We start from the raw sequence: 19,021 nt of genomic DNA on the forward strand, positions 1-19,021 counted from the left end.
GGCCGTGCGGTGTGTTTCCTCGTCAGGCGGTCGCGGGAGTGTCCTCGTCGCCCTCGCCGAAGGTGCCGCTGCCGGCGAGCAGCGCGCTGCGACTGCCGCGGGCGCGGTACCACATGACGCCGCCGATCAGCAGCAACGTGCCACCGGCGGTGCCGAGCAGCCGCGGGTCGAGCAGCGCCCCGGTGTGCGCGAGCCCACCGCCCCCGCCACCGTTACCGGTCCCGGCCGAACTGCCCGAGCTGGTCCCGGTGCTCGTTCCGGTCGTGGTGCCCGTGGTCGTCCCCGTGGTCGTCCCGGTCGTGGTGCCGGCGGTGTCACCGGCCGTGGTCCCGGAGGTCGTCCCTGTGGTGGTGCCCGTGGTCGTCCCTGTGGTGGTGCCGGTGGTCGTACCCGTCGTGGTGCCTGTCGTCGTACCCGTCGTGGTGCCGGCGGTCGAGCCGTTGGTGGCGCCGGCGTGAACCAGCAGCAGCTTGAAGGGAATCTCGACCTTCGTGCCGGACGGGGTGGCCGTGGCCGTCACCGTGTAGTTCCCGTCGACCCAGGTGGCGCCGTCACGAGGGAAGATGAGCTGGTTGTTGACATAAGCACCGATAGTGTCCGTTTTGGCCTTGGTGAGCTCTACGGACGGGAAGGCGGCGTCACCCGACTTGGTGATGACGGCCTTGAAGTCTTCACCCGCGGGGAAGCCGGACAGGCTCAGGCGCGCCGCGACGGGGCCCGCGTCCGGGATTCGTATCTCATCGTCGAAGGTGCCGGCCGGAGTGGCGTGTTCGACGACCTTCCACGTGCCATCCGTTGCCAGCAGGTCGACGCGAGCGAGGTCGTCCACCACGATGGCTCCGCCGGCATCGAGGCATTGGGCGCGAATGTGGTAGTTGCCGGTGGTGGCGGCGCCGCCCGGGAACATCTTCTTGTTCGGGTAGACGGGCTTGAGGTCGGCGGGCAGCGGCAGGGGAGTGAAGCCACCCATACGCTGCTCCGACTCCTGGCCGGGAAGCTTCAGCTGGAACAGGGCCGAGGTCGCCGTCGTCGGGCACGCCTTCGAGGAGGTGATGGTCGTCTTCTGGTCCATCGGCCCCGTGGTGGGATTGAGCACCAGCACCTCGTCCGACCCACCGGGCGGCGTGGTGGTCGGCGGCGTGGTCGTCGGGGGCGTGCTGGTCGGCGGCGCGGTGGTGGGCGGGGCCGCCACGGTCCACGCCTTGCCGTCGGGGCCGTCGGCGGTGGTGAGATCGACCGCCGCGAGTTCCTTGAGCACATTCCCGGCGTTGTCCATGCACTCCGAGGACAACTTGAACGTACCGTCCAAGACGGTGCCGGTCAGGAAGAGCTGGATCGGGTTCTCCCGAACCGGGATTCGGTCCGGGGGCAAGGTGTTGCCCGTGGTGCCACCGATCAACCTCGGTGCGGTCAAGGTGCCGCCGGTGACGACCCACCGGTAGTTCGTCGCCGGTTCCGGGCACGGCGCAGTGGCCTTCAACGTCACCTTGGTGGTGGCCCCACCGGTCCCCGGGTCGACGACGATCGTCGGCGCGGGTGTACCGCCGTCGGCGGCCGCTGCGATCGCCGGCAGCGCCGACAGCACGAGCAGCCCGGCTCCGCACGATGCCAGCACGCGCGCGAGTCTTAGGCTCATCTGGTCAACTCCGTTGAGAAATAAAGGAAACGGGGACGGACGGCAAGTGGGCCACCGGGACGAATCCCGATGGCCCAAGGCGTGTCACCGACGCCGCGTCACCACCACAGGCGGGACGAGTCGAGGGTGATCGCGACCGAGGAGGTCGCGTGCGAGTTCGTGCCGGAGAGCACGAGGGTGTAGGAACCGTCGGCCAGGTTGGCCGGCAGCGTCAGCAGCGCGCCGCCCCAGGTGCCGTCGGGGGTGATCTGCGGCTGCAGCGAGACCGGGGTGGAGGTGCCGTCGGCGGCGCGCACGACGCCGTCCACGCGGTCACCGGGCGCGAAGCCGCGGAACAGGACCAGACCGAAGCGCAGCGCGCCGATCTTGGTCGGCAGCGCGCGCACCTCGGGTGAAAGCGAGGTCCACACACCGTTGTTGACGCGCAGGTCGACCGACGCCGGCTCGGTGATGGTCAGCGCGCCGTCGGCGTCGAAGGTGTAGCACTGCGCGACCAGCTTGTGCGCGACGCCCTCCTGGGCGGCGGAGCCCGCCGGGAACAGCGCGCGCTGACCGACGACCGCGGTGTCCGCGACCTTGTCGGCCGGCAGGGCGGTGCCGAGGAACGAGCCGCCGAACACACGCTCGTTGGCGCCGGGCGAACGCAGGACGAAGCGGAACTTGGTCGCGTCCGGGCCGCACGGCACGCTCGCCCGGGCGGTCGCCTTGCCGGTGCTGTCGGCCGGACCGTACAGCGGGCTCACCGTGACGGTGCCCTGTGCGGCGGTCGCGGGCGCGGCGGGAGCGGCGTCCTCGGCGACGGCCGGCACGGTGGCGATCGCGAACGCGGCCGGAACCGCGACGGCGAGCGCGAGCAGACGACGGAGCTTCATGAAGAATGCCCTTCCGGGGTCGGTGGGTTCGAGCAAAACAGCACGCGGCGGCCTGTTGGGCATCCGCGGGGGAAACGTCGGACGCTCGCGATGGCGGACGGATGAGCGATCCGCCACCGGAGGGTGAACAGTTCTTCCGCGACGTGTGCGGAGGGCCGGATCGGCGGACTCGAGGGCGCGGGCCCACCACACGGTTCAGGGCATGAACCCCTACGTGGCCCGGATCGCCCGTTGATGCGGGGCACAGGTCCACGTGATGACGGCGACCGTTTCCGCGTCGATGATCGGGTAATGGACGAAGTAGACGCCGCGATTGCCGGGAGGCGCTCGGGTCGGTGCCGTTCCGTCCGGTCTGCCCGGGAACCTTGCCGTCGATGTTGCCGAGCCGAAAGCCATTCGTGCGGTGGAGACACCTGACGCGGCGGGCGGGAACGGGCCGTCTCGAATCGCCGATCCGAGACGGCCCGCTGCCGATCACGTCATGTCATGCGATGCCGATCGGGCGTGGCTCAGACGGCGAAGCCGAAGGTGTTCCAGATCGGGCGCTGCGCCGGGTTCTTGGCCCAGTTGATGAAGGCGACGACGTTGGCGTTGGCCGCCGTGCCGTTCTGCGGGTCGTAGACGAAGTACACCGAGCGGTTGCCGACGAAGCCGGTCGCGTTCGGCGCCTTGGAGTCGATGTTGCCGAGCTTGAAGCCGTTGGTGTGGTTCGGCACACCGGAGGCGGGGGTGGTCTGCTCGCCGTAGGCCGCGGCCGAGTAGGCGATGATCGCGTCGGTGGAGGTGATCTGCGGCGCGTCACCGCGGTTCTCCTGCGCGGTCTGGATGACCGTGGCGGCGCACGCGCCGTTGGAGGCGGCGGTCGGGTCGAAGCCGAGCACCTTGTCCTGGAACTCCGAGCGGGTGCCGGAGCCGGCCTGCGGGATGTGCTTCTGGATCACGCCGGACACGGTGCTGCCCGGGATCTGGTTCCAGTTGGTGATGTTGCAGTGGTAGATGTCCTGGAGCTGCGCCCGGGTCAGGTTGGTCGGCGCGCCGGCCTTCTTGGTCGCCCAGGTCACGGCGTCGCCGGCGACCCGCTCGAAGGTCAGGGTGGTCTCGGCGGTGCCGGTCTTCGGGCCGCGCGAGGAACGGGCGAAGTCGAGGCACTTGGCGTTCGTGCCCGCACGCTGGTCCAGCAGCGCCTTGATGCCGTCACCCGAACCGTTCGGCCACGCGTGGCCGGTGCCGGCACCGTACTGCGTGTTGCACTCGGCCTTGCCGGTGTTGATGCCACCGGCGGCTATCCCGGCGTTCACCGTCACCCAGTCGTTGCCATTGGGATCGACGTTCGCCGCGTACTCCGTCGTCAGCGCCTGGGTGACGTTCTGGAGGGTGTCGGAACCGGCGTTGACGTAGGTGTTGGCGTTGGCCGACGCGTTGGCGCCGACGACGAGCGCCATGGCGGCACCGACGGTGCCCAAAACGGTGGCGGTCTTGCGCATGCTGAAGACGCTGGACATTCGAAGTCTCAACTCTCTCTTGGCATTTGCTGGCCGTCGACCCGCAGTGGCCGACGCCGACAACGCTGCCGGCGGCCCGATCGTGGTGGGATGTCCGGCAGGGAAACGGCACCGGGCCGCACAAGGCGCCGACACGAACGGGCCGCGCCTGTAACGGAAACCGGATACTCCGGCACCCGTGCGGCACGGACACGACGTCTGCCGTACACCCTCGGCACCGGTTGTTTCCGTAGCGGACAGTTGCCCGGGGGCTGCGCTCTGGTTGTCTCCAGGCAGGGGTTTCCGGCTTGATCGCCGGCCGTCTGACGAACGGTCAGATCGGTTCGCCACCCGCTTCCAGGAGCCGCAACCCATGGCACACCCGACCGTGTTCGCCCCCGAATCGCCGGAGCTGCTCGATCGGCCCCGCCGGATCGTGGTCCGTCGCACCAGGGCCGACCACGTGTTCCGCTGGACCACGCGTGGTGTCGCGATGCTGGTCCTGGCCCTGCTCGCCGCGATCGGTGGCTACCTGCTCTACCAGGGCAGCAGCGCGCTCGACCGGGCCGGCTGGGGATTCCTCACCGAGGACGCGTGGGAGCCCAAGGGCGGCACCTTCGGTGTACGCGGACTGCTCACCGGAACCGTGCTCGTGGCCATCGTCGCGCTGATCGTCGCGGTACCCATCGCGCTCACCGCGGCCCTGTACATCACCGAGTTCGCCCCACGACGTCTACGCGGGGTGCTCACCTCGATCGTCGACCTGATGGCCGCGGTGCCCAGCATCATCTACGGCATCTTCGGCTTCTTCGTACTGCAACCCCAACTGATCCCGGTCAGCCGGTGGTTGGCCACCAACTTCGACTTCCTGCCGATCTTCGAGATCCGCACGATCGACGTGAAGGCCCGTTTCGTGGACAGCCAGTTCAGCTCCTCGCTGTTCATCTCCGGCGTGGTGGTGTCCACGATGGTCATCCCCATCTGCTGCGCGGTCAGCCGCGAGGTGTTCGGCCAGGCGCCGGTCGGCGAGAAGGAGGGCGCGCTGGCGCTCGGCGCCACCCGCTGGGGGGTGATCCGCGCGGTGGTCCTGCCGTTCGGCCGCGGCGGCATGATCGGCGGCGTGATGCTCGGCCTGGGTCGAGCCCTCGGCGAGACCATCGCCGTCGCGATGATCATCTCGTTCAACACCGACTTCTCGTTCCGCATCCTCGACGGCCAGGGCTCGACGATCTCGTCGCTGATCGTGCTCAAGTACGGCGAGGCCGACACCGAGTCGATCTCCGCGCTGATGGCCGCCGGCCTCGCGCTCTTCGTTCTCACGCTCGCCGTGAACACCGTCGCCGGCGTCCTGGTCGCCCGCTCGCGCAGCGGCAAGTCCACCGAGATCTGACCGAGGTCCGACGGGGCCCGACGCCGCGACCCGAGACACCGAGCCCCGGGACATCGCGTCCCGGTCCACCGAACTCCCGACAGCGACCCACGGCTCCACCAGACCCACCACCGAGGGGATCCACGACGATGACCGTCACCGAGCCGATCGTTCGGCCCGGACCCGACGCGCCGCCGCCCGCGTCCGCGCCGCGAGCACCGGAGCAGGCCCGCGTGGCGCTGCGCCGGGTCGCCCCCGACGACATCGGCGTCGCGCTCGGCGCCATGGTCGCCGGCGCGAGCTTCGCGTGGGTGCTGTACGGGCGGATCCTGCCGGTCGCCGGCTGGCAGGGCTACCTGATCACCGCCTACCTCAGCTTCCTGCTGCTGTACGCGATCGCCACCCACATGCGCCTGGACCGGGTGGCCGCCGGCGACCGGGTCGCCGGCGCGGTGATCTCCACCGGCGCGGCCCTGATGGTCGGCACGGTGGCGACCGTGATCGGCTACGTCTTCGTCAAGGGCTTCGGCCGCATCCTGAACACGGACTTCTTCACCGCCACCCAGCGCCACTTCAGCGCGCTGAGCCCGCACGGGGTCTCGGTGGGCGCCGCACACGCGATCGTCGGCACCTTCGAACAAATGGGCATCGCGATCCTGCTGAGCGTCCCGCTCGGGGTGATCGCCGCGATCTACATGAACGAGGTCGGCGGCCGGTTCGCCGTCGTGGTGCGCGTGGTCGTCGAAGCGATGACCGCGATCCCCTCGGTGGTCGCCGGCCTGTTCGTCTACGCCTTCTTCGTCATCTCGCTCGGCCAGGGCTTTTGCGGCCTGGCCGCGGGCCTGGCGCTGTCGGTGGAGATGATGCCGGTGGTCACCCGCGCCACCGAGGTGGTGTTGCGCCTGGTGCCCAACGGCCTGCGTGAGGCGTCGCTGGCCCTGGGCGCCGGGGAGTTCCGCACCCTGTGGAACGTTGTACTGCCCACCGCGCGCAGCGGCCTGGTCACCGCCGTCATCCTCGGCTGCGCGCGCGTGGTCGGCGAGACCGCGCCCGTGCTGCTGGTCGCGGGCGGCGGCGCGGGCATGAACTGGGACCCGTTCAGCGGTGTGCAGACCTCCCTGCCGTACTTCATCTGGGTGAACTACAAGTCGCCCAGCGACGAGCTCAACTCCCTCGCGTGGGGCGCCGCCGTGACCTTGCTGCTCATCGTCCTCGTGCTGTTCTCCCTCGCGCGCCTGATCGGCGGTCGCGCCCCCGGCGAGTCCGGACGCCGCAAGCGGCGCCGCGCCGGCGCCGCCACCAAGTCCCTCACCCCGGAGCCCACTTCATGACCAGGACCACGCGCCTGCCCGCGCATCTGCTACGCGTGGCGATCGCGTCCGTGCTCGCCGTCCCCCTGCTCGTCCTGCCGTCCGGCACTGCCTCGGCCGCCGCCGGCATCCACGGCAGCGGCTCCACCTGGAGCTCGCCCGCGACCATGCAGTGGTCGGCCGACGTCGCCGCCCGCGGCCTCGCGGTCGACTACACCCCCAACGGATCCACCGCCGGACGCAACGACTTCATGAGCCACCTGGTCGACTTCGCGGTCTCGGAGATCCCCTTCCAAGGCAACTACGTCGACCGGGCCGGGCAGGCGACCAACGAACTCGCGCGCCTGCAGGCCGACAACACCAAGTTCAAGTACCTGCCGATCGTCGCGGGCGGTACCTCGTTCATGTACAACCTGAAGATCCGCGGCCAACAGGTGCGCAACCTCCAACTGTCGCCGCGCACCATCGCCGGGATCTTCACCAACCAGATCAGGGTGTGGAACGACAAGGCGATCAAGGACGACAACCCGGCCCTGTCCCTGCCCGCCACCCCGATCACCCCGGTCGTGCGCTCGGACGGCTCGGGCACCAGCGCGCAGTTCACCGCCTTCTTGACCAACCAGGTCAACGACATCTGGCGGCCGTTCTTCCCCGGCGGCATGACCTCCGAGTTCCCGGTCAAGGGAGCCACCAAGGCGCAGGCCGGCTCCGAAGGCGTGGCCAACTACGTCGCGGCCGGATACGGCGAGGGCGCGATCACCTACGTCGAGACCGCCTACGCGATCCAGCGGCAATTCCCGGTCGCCTCGGTCAAGAACGTCGCCGGCGTCTACACCCAGCCCAGCTCGGATGCGGTGTCCATCGCGCTCACCAAGGCCCGGCTGAACCCGGACAGCACGCAGATCCTCGACGACGTCTACACCAACCCGGACAAGCGCGCCTATCCGATCTCCAGCTACAGCTACATGATCGTGCCGGCCGCCAAGCAGTTCTCCTTCGACGAGTCCAAGGGCGAAACGCTCGGCAAGTTCATCAAGTACTTCCTGTGCGCCGGGCAGGGACAGGCGCCACGGCTGGGATACTCGCCGCTGCCCCCCAAGCTGGTCAGCTTCGGCTACGACGCGATCAAGTCGATCCCCGGCGCGCCCGACCCGGGGGCACTGCCGGCGAACCTGGACAAGCCGACCAAGGCGGACCACGACGCCTGCCCGAACCCGACCTTCGACCCGGCCTGGGTGCCGCCGGAGCAGAAGCAGCAGCAACAACAGCCCCAGCAGGGCGGTCCGGGCGGTGCCAACAACCAGAACAACAACGGCACCAACACCAACGGCACCGGCGGCAACACGCCCAAGCCCGGTGACACGCCGGGAGCCGCCGGCGGCGGAACCGGCGCAACCCAGGGGCCGGACACCGGCGGCGGGGCCACCCTCGACCCGGACACCGGCGAAGTCGTGGCCGGCGGCGACAAGTCCGGCCCCGGCGGGCCGGTCAGCGCCGGATCGGTCGAAGCCGGCGACTCGCCGCCGCTGCCACCGGTCTGGTTCTACGCACTCACCCTGGTGTGCCTGATGGCGGCGGTGTTCGGCGCACCGTTCCTGTACAGCCGACTCGGTCGAGGACGTGGTCCCGATGTCCGCTGACCCGCGCGGGAAGGCCGCGTCGGGTGACCGGGAGATGTCCGGTCCGTACGCCGCAGGCGAACTTTCGAACACCGTGTCGGTTTCCGCTCCCCTCGTGCCGCCGCGCCGCGCGAGGATCGGCGCGGGTCGTTCTCGCCGGGGGGAATCGGTGGGGAAATCGGCCTCGAACGGGGGCGAGGGAAGTGGGGTTGCCGTGAGCGCCATCGAGCGTTCCACCGCTTCGCCGGGCCGCGCGTTGTCCGTCGCCGGCGTCATCGCGCTGTGCGTCGCGCTGCTCGCCGGGTGGCTCGGCGTGGTCGCCGGGACGGCCGGCGCGGCCGAGCCCGCCGCCCGCCCGGCGGTGACGGTGTCGCAGAGCACCAACCTCGTCAACCAGCGCATCCTGGTCAAGTGGACCGGCTTCACCCTCGCCGCCGGTACCAACAGCGTCGTCGTGATGCAGTGCAAGGGCACCACGCCCCGGCCTCGGGACTGCTGGTCGCCGACCTACACCGAAAACGGCGTCTTCCAACAACCCGACGGCAATCCGCCGATTCTCGCCACCAAGCAGACCGGAGTTCCCACCCGCGCGGACGGATCCGGAGAGGCGTGGCTCCAGGTCAGGCCGGCGCTGCGACTGCCGCAACTGGGCTGCTCGGACCGACAGGCGTGTTCGGTCGTGGCATTCGTGATGCCCGAGGCGGGCAGTACCGCCACCTCCTTCCAGGCGAAGCAACACATCGATCTGGGCGTCCAGTACCAGATCACCGACACCGACATGGACCTGGCCTTCGCCGCCGGACAGGTGGCGGTGACGCCGCTGTCGTTCATCCCCGCGCCCGACGCGTGCCCGGGCATGGAACACCCGGACCTGTCGATCAGCGGCACCGGCGAGTTCTCCCAGGCCGGCGCCTCGTGGGTGTTCGGCTTGTGCGGCGCGCGGACCAACCCCGCGAACATGACGGTCAGTTCCGGCTCCGGCCCCAACGCCCGCGAGGTCTTCCTCCGGGACGGAGCCGACATCGGTGTCACCCAGCAGCCCATCGGCGGCGCGCTCGACCAGGCCCGCCCGGTGGCGTTGGCCGGCACCCGGGACAAGGACAAGACCGTGTACGCGCCGCTGACCAACGGTGCGCTGGCGATCGCGTTCAACATCGACGACGCCGGCACCCACGAGCCGATCACGTCGATGAGCCTGACCCCGCGCCTGGTCGCGAAAATGATCACCGGGGCCTACACGACGGGGCCGCGGGGGCCGGGCGCGATCATCAAGGTCTACGACGACCCCGAGTTCAAGGCCATCAACCAACCGCACGTATGGCCCGTCGCCGACCGCAGCCCGATCCTGCGCGGCGTCCAGGACGACATGATCTGGGCACTCACCGCCTGGCTCGCCGCCGACCCGGAAACGGCCACATGGCTCTCCGGAACACCCGATGCCAACGGCATCGCGTGCCCGCCGGAGTGGCGCATCGGCGCGGCGACATACCCGCTGGCGGTGTACACCAACCGCCTCGAGGCCCAGTCCAACGTGAACGTGCCGCAGACGGTGTACGAGGACATCGTCAACCGACTGGGCAACGCGCTGCCGATGAACCGCACCGTGGGCGACTTCGGGCCCAAGGACGACGGCCAGGACGCCTTCGGTTCGCACACCGTGATGGCCGTGACCTCGGTCGAGGCGGCCCTGCGCATGGGCACCCCGGTCGCCAAACTCCGCAATGCCGCGGGCAACTTCGTGGACCCGACCGACCCCGCGACCGTGCGCGCCGGAATCGCCGCCGCCAAGCCGGGCCCGGACGGGGCGACGCTGACCAACGACTACCGCAGCACCGCCGCGAACGCCTATCCGCTCACCGCCACCGACGTGGCGATGGTCTCCACCGACAAGCTCACCGCCGCCAAGGCCGCCAAGATCGACACCTTCCTCGCCTACGCGGCGAGCGCCGGGCAAACGCAGACGGGCACCTTCCAGCCCGGCGCGCTGCCGCCCGGCTACACCCCGCTCACCGACACGCAGAAGCAGCAGATCGCGGATGCCCGCAAGAAGATCGCCGACGCGCCCAAGTGGACCGGGGAAACCCCGCCGCCCACCAACCCACCCGTGAACGGAAACACCGACAACAACACCGGTACCTCCGCGGGCACCAGTGCCGGCAACACCGGCATCCCGAACACCCCGGTCGCCGGCGACCCCGGCGCCTCGCCCTCGGCCGCGCCGTCGACCGCCGCGCCCTCCACCGCACCGGTGGGTGCCGCCGCGCCGCCCGCCGACAAGGGGCCGTTCCCGAAGGTCGCCAGCGTGATCAAGGACGCGCTCGACGGCGACGGGTCCGCGATCGTGCTGCTCGTACTGATGTGCGTGAGCGCGGGTGCGCTCGTCGCCTGCCCCGTACTGCTCTCCCTCGGACACAAACGCCGCACCGGCAACTGGCCACCACCGGTGGCCGCCGTCCTGCGCCTGATCGGTCGCCAGGGAGTGCCCGCATGACCGCCGACACCGTCTCCAAGGTCCCCGCGACCGCGCCGGCGACCGCCCTCGCGACCGCACCCGCGCCTGCGCCTGCGACCGCACCCGCAGGCGCCGGCGGGCACCCGCCGGCGACCGCAGGCGGGACCCGTGCGAGCCGGGCCGACCCGTACACCGTCGCGGGCGCCGCGGTCGCGCTGCTCGCGCTGCTCATCGCGGGCTTCGTCGGCTACGTGTACGTCGTCTCCGACATCCAACAGGCCCGCGACCAGAGCATCCTGGCCGACCGACTCTCCGACGAGCTCTACCGCGACCTCGCTCCTCTCGGCGGCACCATCGCCAAGGGCAGACCGGTGGCGATGTTGCGGATCCCCGCGATCGGCCTGCGCCAGGTCGTGGTCGAGGGCACCACCGCCGACTCGCTCGCCAAGGGCCCCGGACACCTGCGGACCAGCGGCCTGCCCGGGCAGGGCGGACACAGCGTGATCATGGGCCGCGCGTACAGCTTCGGCGGCCCGTTCCACGACCTCGACGACCTGCGCGTCGGCCAGCGCATCGAGGCGACCACCCAGCAGGGCGATTTCACCTACAAGGTGATCGAGCGCAGGCACATCGCCAACGGCAAGGACGACGTGCTCGCCCCCGGCCGGGAGAACCGACTGGTGCTGATCACCGCCGACTCGTGGATCCGCCCCGGCGGGCGCACGGTGGTCGTCGCCGAACTGCAGGGCGCCCCCAAGGCCCAGGAGGGCCGGCGTCCGCAAGGTCTACGCGCGGACGAGAAGGGCACCGGCGGCTACGCGAACGCCGGCGTGCGACTACTCCTGTGGGCGCAGGCGTTCACCATCGTGGTCGCCGTCCTGGTCTGGGCCCTGCGCCGTCACCCCGATCGCCGAGTCACGCTCCTGCTCGGCACCCCGGTCGTGCTCGCCGTCGTGTGGGCACTGTACGAATCCGCCGCACGCGTACTCCCGGCGACGCTCTGACGCCGGTTCCCGTCCCACTCCACACCCCGGAGGCTCCGCACGTGACCAGCCCGGACAGCGGTGCGACGACTCTCGCTCCCGCAGCCGAGACCCAGCCTTTACCGGCTCAATCCGCCGGCGGGCGTGGCTCGACGCTCACCGCGGAGACCGTCAGCGCCTGGTTCGGCACCCACAAGGTGCTCGAACGTGTCGACCTCGTGATGGCGGCCAACTCCGTCACGGCCCTGATCGGGCCGTCCGGCTGCGGCAAATCCACGTTCCTGCGCATCCTCAACCGGATGCACGAGCTGGTACCCAGCGCCCAACTCGCGGGCCGGGTCCTGCTCGACGGCGAGGACATCTACGACTCCGCCCGCCGGCCGATCGAGACCCGGCGCCGGGTCGGGATGGTCTTCCAAAAGCCCAACCCGTTCCCGGCGATGTCCATCTACGACAACGTGGTCGCCGGCCTCAAGCTGACCGGCGTGCGCAACGCGGACAAGGACGCCGTCGTGGAGTCCTCGCTGACCCGCGCCGGCCTGTGGATGGAGGTGCGCAACCGACTCAGGCAACCCGGCGGCGCGCTGTCGGGAGGCCAGCAGCAACGTCTCTGCATCGCCCGTTCGCTCGCGGTCGATCCGGACGTGCTGCTCATGGACGAGCCGTGCTCGGCCCTGGACCCGACCTCCACCAGGCGGATCGAGGACACCATCGGCGAGTTGCGCGACCAGGTCACCATCGTCATCGTCACGCACAACATGCAACAGGCCCAACGTGTATCCGACCACTGTGCGTTCTTCCTCGCGGCGGAGAACACCCCCGGCCACATCGTCGAGGCCGGACCCACCACCGCGATCTTCGGTGCCCCCCGCGACCCCCGGACGGCCGACTATGTCGCCGGTCGCTTCGGATGAGTCGCAGGCCCCGGACGGTACGCCGGAACGGCACGCGCGCTACGACGTCCACCTGGACGCCGAGCAGCACGTGCGGTGGCGGCTCATCGCCCCGAACGGCCGCGTGCTCGCGCGGTCCGCTCGGGGCCATGTCACGGCGGGGGCCTGCCGCATCGAGCTCGACCGACTGCGTCGCCGGGTCGTGGACCTGGTGCCCGTCATCGGACGGGCGACGGGGGCGCCGGGCTGGTTCTGGAGCGTTGCTCTCGAACCCAGCGCCCCCGTCGCGTTGTCGGCCCGTACCTACGAGCGCCTGGAGAGTTGCCAGGTGTCCTACGAGAGATTCGTCCGCCTGCTGACCGTCACCGAGCCCGACGACTGGTGACCCGGGCCGCGTGCCCGCCGCGATGGCACCGCCGCGATCGCACCGATCGTGGCGGTGCGCACCCGCGGCGCACCCGCGGCGCACCCGCCCGGCCCGGGCCGGTGGACCCTCCCGTCACGGGAGGGGGCACCGTGGTCGGTCGGGAGGTGATGAGGATGTTCCTCGGCATCGGAGACTTCGCTCGCGCCACGGGCCTGACCGTCAAGGCCCTGCGCTGGTACGACGAACAGGGCGTATTGGTACCCGCCGACGTGGACCCGGGCACGCGGTATCGCCGCTACTCGGTCGGCCAACTCGAACAGGCGGGCGTGGTCCGCGCGTTGCGGGCGGCGGGAGTGCCACTCGCGGAGGTACGGATCGCGGTGGCCGCCGGCGGCTCCCCGCAGCAGGCCCTGCACGCCCGTCGTGAGGCGGTGCGCGTCGAACGGGCTCGCGAGGACCGGGCGCTCGCGGCGGCCGAGCGGGTGCTTGCCGGCACGGAGGCGCGCTACGACGTGCGGTTGCGGCCCATCCAAGCGCAGGCGTGGGTCGGCGTCGTCGAGTACGTCGCGACGCCCGGGGGCGGCGCGGAGTCGGCGGGTGGGGGCGCGGGCGCAGGTGCGGGCGCGGAGCCGGCGGGTGCGGGCGCAGGTAGTGCGGGCTCGGGCGCGGTGGTCGCGGGGGCGGACGGGACGGTCGTGGACGCCGATGTCGCGGTCGAGGAGGCACTGTTCGACCTGTACGCGAGTCTGGTGGCGGACGGGATCACCCCGAGCGGCCCCTTCTGGCTGGACCTGGGCCGACCCACCGCGGACGCCGGCGCCGAGGTCGTGCTGTGCCTGCCGCTGTCCGCGCCGGCGCCCGAGGGCTGGTCCGTTCCGGGCCGGCGGACGGTCGCCGGCGTGCGCCCGGCCGGTCGCGAGCTCGCCACCGACCACGCGGTCACCGACGACGACCCCGACGACGACACCGCCGTGCATCCGGCGTTCGCAGCCCTCGTTCGCGCCGCCGCCGAACGGGGCTTGTCGATCGACCTGGGCACGCTGCGACAACACTGCCCGCGCGAGGTGCCGGGCGCGCCCGGATCCGGGACGTCCGGGACGGCGGTGGAACTGTCCGTGGCGGTCGAGGGCACGCACCCGACGGGCGAATAAAGCGATCGTCGACACCGGTACATCTGACACATAATCGGTCCGGTGTTCCTGACCATCGCAACCACGCATCGGCCCGCCACCGACCTCGGCTTCCTGCTGCACAAGCATCCCGGGAAGGCCCAGCGGTTCTCCACCACCTATGGCAACGCCCACGTCTTCTACCCCGAGGCGGACGAGGCACGCTGCACCGCGGCGCTGCTGCTCGACGTCGACCCGATCGCGCTCACGCGCGGGGTCAAGCGGGGCAAGGGCTCGCCAGACCTCACGCTCGCGCAGTACGTCAACGATCGGCCCTACGCCGCCTCGTCGTTGCTCGCGGTCGCGCTCGGCACGGTCTTTCGCACCGCGATGCAGGGGCGCTGCGACGCGCGCCCCGAACTGCCCGCGATGGCGCTGCCGCTGGAGATCGAGGTGCCCGCGCTTTCCGCGCGCGGGGGCGCGGAGATGGTCCGGCGGCTGTTCGAGCCGCTGGGGTGGCAGGTGCGGACCGAGACCGTGCCGCTGGACGCGGGCTTCCCGGAGTGGGGCGAATCGCGTTACGTGCGCCTGGCGTTGACCGGCACCATGCCGCTCGCGGAGGCGCTGCGGCAGCTGTACGTGCTCCTCCCGGTGCTGGACAACGCGAAGCACTACTGGGTCGCGCCGGACGAGGTGGACAAACTGCTCCGCGCCGGCGAGGGCTGGCTGGCCGCGCACCCGGACCGTGACCTGATCGCGAGCCGATACCTCGCGCGCCGAGCCACCCTCACCCGCAGCGCGATCGAACGACTGGCCGAAGTCGACGAGACCGCACCGGAAGACCTCGACAACGCGATACCGGACGAGCCGGATGAGGACCCGGGGCCGGGATCGGGGCATGCGGTCGCGACTGACGACGCAGCTCCCGCAGCCGTCACGGTAGCGAGCGCCGGCGTTGCGCCTGCGCCTGCGGGCGTCACGCACCCTCCGGCGACCGGTACGCCGACGCCCGCGACCGCCGCGTCCGCGCCTGCGGCCTCGGGTGTTGCGCCTGCGGGTGCGGGTGCGACCTCGGGCATCGCGCCGGCGGGTGCGCCTGCGGCGGGTATGTCCGTACCTGCGGCGTCGAACGCTGCGCATGCGCCTGCGGGTGCGTCTGAGACCGCGGGTGCTGCGCCTGCGGGTGTGCCTGAGAGCCTGGGCGGCGCGTCTGCGGGTGTGCCTGCGACGAATGCGTCCGTGTCCGCGGCGTCGGGTGTTGCGCCTGCGGGTGCGCTTGCGGCCTCGGGTGTTGCGTCCGCGCCCGCGACCGGTGTCGAGTCGTCTGCGCCCGGGACCTCCGCTTCTGCGGGCGAGGTCGCCGGCGGGGTCGGCCTGTCGCTTGCCCGGCAGCGGCGGGACGCGATCCTGGGGGCCCTGCGGGCAGCCGGCGCCGAACGGGTGCTCGACCTCGGGTGCGGTGACGGCAAGTTGATCGGAGCCCTGCTCGGGGAACCGCGTTTCCGCGAGATCGTCGGCGTCGACGTGTCCGTTCGCGCGCTCACCATCGCCGAGCGCAAGCTCAAGCTCGACCGGATGTCGGAGCGCCAACGCGATCGAGTGCGCCTGATCCAGGGCGCGCTGACCTACACCGACAAACGGCTCGTGGGCTACGACGCGGCGGTGCTGTGCGAGGTGATCGAGCACTTGGACGAACCGCGACTGCCTGCCCTCGAGTACGCGGTACTCGGCGCGGCCCGACCGGCGACCGTCGTGGTCACCACGCCCAACGTCGAGTACAACGTCCGCTACGCGCCCGAGGAACCGGGCGGCCACGGCCTCGCCGCCGGCGCCATGCGCCACGGCGACCACCGCTTCGAATGGGACCGCGCGACGTTTCGTGCCTGGGCCGAACGAGCGGCGGCGACCTACGGCTACGCGACACGCTTCGAGCCGGTCGGCGAGGTCGACCCCGAGGTCGGCCCCTCCACCCAGATGGTCGTGTTCACCCGTACCGACGTCGGCGCGGGCGCGATCACCCACACCGGCGCCACCCCCACCACCCCCACCGACGACGAAGGCACCGGAGCGACGGCATGACCCACGACGCGAGCGCCCGCCGCGCACTGACCATGCCCGACCTGTGTCTGGTGGTTTTGATCGGCACCACCGGCGCGGGCAAGTCCACCTTCGCCCGCACCCACTTCAAGCACACCCAGGTCCTCTCCTCCGACTACTTCCGCGGCCTGGTCGCCGACGACGAGAACGACCAGTCGGCCTCCGGCGACGCATTCGAACTGCTGCACCACGTCGCCCGCATGCGCCTCGCCTCCGGCCGGCTGACGGTGGTGGACGCGACCAACGTGCAGCGCGAGGCCCGGGCGCAACTGATCCGGATCGCCCGCGACCACGACGTGTTCCCGGTCGCGATCGTGCTGGACATACCCCAGGACGAATGCCAGGCGCGCAACGCCGAGCGCCCGGACCGCATGCACCTGCCCCCGCAGGTGATCCAGCGCCAGCACCGCGACATGCGCCGCTCGCTGCGCGGTCTCCAGCGCGAGGGCTTTCGCCGGGTGCATGTACTCTCCGGCACCGACGAGGTCGCGCGCGCCGAGATCGTCCACGAGCGCCGCTACAACGACCTGCGACACCTGACCGGCCCGTTCGACGTGATCGGCGACATCCACGGCTGCCGCGCCGAATTGGAGTCGCTGCTGGTCGAACTCGGATACACGCTCACCCGCGACGAGGCCGGGCGGGCGGTCGACGCGGCGCACCCCGAGGGCCGCACCGCCGTCTTCGTCGGCGACCTGGTCGACCGCGGGCCGGACACGCCCGGCGTACTGCGCCTGGTGATGGGCATGGTCGGTGCCGGACACGCCCTGTGCGTGCCGGGCAACCACGAGAACAAGCTGGTGCGCGCGCTCAAGGGCCGCCAGGTCAAGACCACCCACGGCCTTGCCGAATCGCTCGAACAACTGGCTGCGGAGAGCGAGGAGTTCCGCGCCGAGGTGGTCGACTTCTGCGAATCCCTGGTCAGCCACTACGTGCTCGACGGGGGTCGCCTCGTGGTGTGTCACGCCGGTCTGCCGGAGAAGTACCACGGCCGGATGTCCGGGCGGGTGCGCAGCTTCGCGCTGTACGGCGACACCACCGGCGAGACCGACGAGTACGGCCTGCCGGTGCGCTACCCGTGGGCCGACGAGTACCGCGGCAAGGCCACCGTGGTCTACGGTCACACGCCCACGCCACGCGCCGTGTGGGTGAACAACACGATCTGCCTGGACACCGGCGCGGTGTTCGGCGGCGAGTTGACCGCGCTGCGCTGGCCGGAGCGCCAACTGGTCGCGGTACCGGCCGAACAGGTTTGGTACGAGCCGGTGCGACCGCTCGCCTCCGCCACCCCCGGCGGTCGCGACGGGCGCGCCCTCGACCTCGGCGACGTGCTGGACCTGGCCCCCGGCGGGGTCGGTCGCCGGCACATCGAGACCGCCGGCGCGGGCCTGGTGACGGTGCGCCAGGAGAACGCAGCCGCGGCCCTGGAGGTGATGAGCCGGTTCGCCATCGACCCGCGCTGGCTGGTCTACCTGCCGCCGACGATGGCGCCCTGCACCACGAGCACGCTGCCCGGTCTGCTCGAACACCCGGCCGAGGCGTTCGCCCAGTTCCGCGCGGACGGCGTCACCCGGGTGATCTGCGAGGAAAAGCACATGGGCTCGCGTGCGATCGCCCTGGTGTGCCGGGACGAGGCCGTCGCACGCGAGGCGTTCGGCGTGGACGAGGGGATGGGCGCGGGCGCGGTGTGGACCCGCACCGGGCGTGGCTTCTTCCCCGACCGAGCCACCACCGACGGCTTCCTCGACCGGGTGCGCGGGGCGATCGACGCGGCGGGCCTGTGGGCCGAACTGGACACCGACTGGTTGCTGTTCGACGCCGAGCTGATGCCCTGGTCGGCCAAGGCGCAGGAGCTGCTGCGGCAGCAGTACGCGTCGGTGGGCGCGGCCGCGACCGCCGCGCTGCCGGTTGTCGGCGCCGCGCTGGCGCGTGCACTCGAACGCGGTATCGACGTCGGGGACCTGGCCGACCGGATCGCCGGACGCACGGCCAACGCCCGCGCGTTCGTGGACGCCTACGGCCGGTACTGCTGGCCCACCGACGGCCTGACCGGGCTGCGCTTCGCCCCGTTCCAGGTGCTCGCCGGCCGTGGCGGCTCCTACCTGGGCCGCGATCACGAGTGGCATCTCGCGCTCGCCGACCGGCTGGTCGCGGCCGACCCCTCCGGGCTGCTCGCGCCCACGGGGCGACTGGTCGTGGACGTCACCGACGAGGAGCAGGTCGCGGCCGGCATCGCCTGGTGGACCGAACTGACCTCCACCGGCGGCGAGGGCATGGTGGTCAAGCCGCTCGCGGGCGAGGCCGACCGGGTCGCCAACCGGCGCGTGCAGCCGGGAGTCAAGTGCCGCGGCCCGGAGTACCTGCGGATCATCTACGGCGCCGACTACACCGAACCGGTGAACCTCGACCGGTTGCGCGACCGCGGCCTCGGCCACAAGCGCTCGATGGCACTGCGCGAGCACGCGCTGGGCGCGGAGGCGCTGGCGCGGCTCGTGTCCGGCGAGGCGCTGTGGCGCGTGCACGAGGCGGTCTTTGCCGTACTCGCGCTCGAATCGGAGCCGGTGGACCCGCGACTTTGAGTCCACGCCACCTGTTCGCAGCAAGGGCGGCATCCGCGGAAACGCGGATGCCGCCCTTTTGTAGGTGAATGCCGGAAACTTCGGGTATGTCGCTTCAAAGCCATGTGCCGATTGCGGCGGGTCGAAGGTCCCGGGTCGATCGGTCCGAGCGTCGCCGCAGGTGGGGACCTGTGTCGGAGGTCGGGGCCCCGGGTCCGGGTGCAGGATTCGAATGTGGCGGAAAGCGGCGCCGAACACACTCGACGCCGGTCGCC

The 19,021-nt window shown here is 71.2% G+C and carries 13 protein-coding genes; 10 read left to right on the top strand and 3 right to left on the bottom strand.

The window, feature by feature from the left end:
• Positions 1–22: 22 nt before the first annotated feature.
• From ACFXKZ_RS04390 to ACFXKZ_RS04400, 3 genes are all read right to left on the bottom strand, one after another.
• Positions 23–1,714, bottom strand: a complete 1,692-nt coding sequence (locus ACFXKZ_RS04390) for a hypothetical protein (RefSeq protein WP_379996244.1) — start codon at positions 1,712–1,714, stop codon at positions 23–25.
• A gap of 20 nt (positions 1,715–1,734) precedes the next feature.
• Positions 1,735–2,508, bottom strand: coding sequence for a hypothetical protein (locus tag ACFXKZ_RS04395; RefSeq protein WP_379996246.1), 774 nt, complete (start codon positions 2,506–2,508; stop codon positions 1,735–1,737).
• Positions 2,509–3,017: 509 nt separating this feature from the next.
• Positions 3,018–3,992, bottom strand: coding sequence for a PstS family phosphate ABC transporter substrate-binding protein (locus ACFXKZ_RS04400; protein WP_379996248.1), 975 nt, complete (start codon positions 3,990–3,992; stop codon positions 3,018–3,020).
• Between the two features lie 370 nt (positions 3,993–4,362).
• Between ACFXKZ_RS04400 and pstC the strand changes: the two genes are divergently transcribed.
• The 10 genes from pstC to ACFXKZ_RS04450 all read left to right on the top strand — a co-directional run bounded on the left by pstC (position 4,363) and on the right by ACFXKZ_RS04450 (position 18,767).
• Positions 4,363–5,379, top strand: a complete 1,017-nt coding sequence (gene pstC, locus ACFXKZ_RS04405) for a phosphate ABC transporter permease subunit PstC (RefSeq protein WP_379996250.1) — start codon at positions 4,363–4,365, stop codon at positions 5,377–5,379.
• 128 nt (positions 5,380–5,507) lie between these two features.
• A complete protein-coding gene (gene pstA, locus ACFXKZ_RS04410) occupies positions 5,508–6,689 on the top strand; it encodes a phosphate ABC transporter permease PstA (RefSeq protein ID WP_379996252.1) in 1,182 nt (393 codons plus the stop codon).
• On the top strand, positions 6,686–8,308 hold the full coding sequence (locus ACFXKZ_RS04415; protein ID WP_379996254.1) for a phosphate ABC transporter substrate-binding protein PstS: 1,623 nt from the start codon (positions 6,686–6,688) through the stop codon (positions 8,306–8,308). Before pstA ends, ACFXKZ_RS04415 begins: the two co-directional genes overlap by 4 nt.
• A gap of 193 nt (positions 8,309–8,501) precedes the next feature.
• A complete protein-coding gene (locus ACFXKZ_RS04420) occupies positions 8,502–10,778 on the top strand; it encodes a hypothetical protein (protein WP_379996256.1) in 2,277 nt (758 codons plus the stop codon).
• Positions 10,775–11,743, top strand: a complete 969-nt coding sequence (locus tag ACFXKZ_RS04425) for a sortase (RefSeq protein WP_379996257.1) — start codon at positions 10,775–10,777, stop codon at positions 11,741–11,743. Before ACFXKZ_RS04420 ends, ACFXKZ_RS04425 begins: the two co-directional genes overlap by 4 nt.
• A gap of 176 nt (positions 11,744–11,919) precedes the next feature.
• Entirely contained in the window at positions 11,920–12,636 is a 717-nt protein-coding gene (locus ACFXKZ_RS04430; protein WP_379997292.1) for a phosphate ABC transporter ATP-binding protein, read from the top strand.
• Positions 12,614–13,000, top strand: a complete 387-nt coding sequence (locus ACFXKZ_RS04435; protein WP_078974919.1) for a hypothetical protein — start codon at positions 12,614–12,616, stop codon at positions 12,998–13,000. The genes ACFXKZ_RS04430 and ACFXKZ_RS04435 overlap by 23 nt, the downstream gene beginning before the upstream one ends.
• 155 nt (positions 13,001–13,155) lie before the next feature.
• Complete coding sequence (locus tag ACFXKZ_RS04440; RefSeq protein ID WP_379996259.1) at positions 13,156–14,133, top strand: MerR family transcriptional regulator; 978 nt, start codon at positions 13,156–13,158, stop codon at positions 14,131–14,133.
• Positions 14,134–14,175: 42 nt separating this feature from the next.
• Complete coding sequence (locus ACFXKZ_RS04445; protein ID WP_379996261.1) at positions 14,176–16,170, top strand: 3' terminal RNA ribose 2'-O-methyltransferase Hen1; 1,995 nt, start codon at positions 14,176–14,178, stop codon at positions 16,168–16,170.
• Complete coding sequence (locus tag ACFXKZ_RS04450) at positions 16,167–18,767, top strand: polynucleotide kinase-phosphatase (protein WP_379996263.1); 2,601 nt, start codon at positions 16,167–16,169, stop codon at positions 18,765–18,767. The genes ACFXKZ_RS04445 and ACFXKZ_RS04450 overlap by 4 nt, the downstream gene beginning before the upstream one ends.
• The last annotated feature ends 254 nt before the right edge of the window (positions 18,768–19,021 follow it).

Source organism: Embleya sp. NPDC059237 (assembly GCF_042754105.1).
Taxonomy (GTDB): Bacteria; Actinomycetota; Actinomycetes; order Streptomycetales; family Streptomycetaceae; genus Embleya.

Excerpts from the sequence above, each read along its gene's own strand:
- ACFXKZ_RS04395 (WP_379996246.1), bottom strand. The coding sequence starts at position 2,508 with ATGAAGCTCCGTCGTCTGCTCGCGCTCGCCGTCGCGGTTCCGGCCGCG.
- ACFXKZ_RS04400 (WP_379996248.1), bottom strand. The coding sequence starts at position 3,992 with ATGCGCAAGACCGCCACCGTTTTGGGCACCGTCGGTGCCGCCATGGCG.
- pstC (WP_379996250.1), top strand. The coding sequence starts at position 4,363 with ATGGCACACCCGACCGTGTTCGCCCCCGAATCGCCGGAGCTGCTCGAT.
- pstA (WP_379996252.1), top strand. The coding sequence starts at position 5,508 with ATGACCGTCACCGAGCCGATCGTTCGGCCCGGACCCGACGCGCCGCCG.
- ACFXKZ_RS04415 (WP_379996254.1), top strand. The coding sequence starts at position 6,686 with ATGACCAGGACCACGCGCCTGCCCGCGCATCTGCTACGCGTGGCGATC.
- ACFXKZ_RS04425 (WP_379996257.1), top strand. The coding sequence starts at position 10,775 with ATGACCGCCGACACCGTCTCCAAGGTCCCCGCGACCGCGCCGGCGACC.
- ACFXKZ_RS04435 (WP_078974919.1), top strand. The coding sequence starts at position 12,614 with ATGTCGCCGGTCGCTTCGGATGAGTCGCAGGCCCCGGACGGTACGCCG.
- ACFXKZ_RS04440 (WP_379996259.1), top strand. The coding sequence starts at position 13,156 with ATGTTCCTCGGCATCGGAGACTTCGCTCGCGCCACGGGCCTGACCGTC.
- ACFXKZ_RS04450 (WP_379996263.1), top strand. The coding sequence starts at position 16,167 with ATGACCCACGACGCGAGCGCCCGCCGCGCACTGACCATGCCCGACCTG.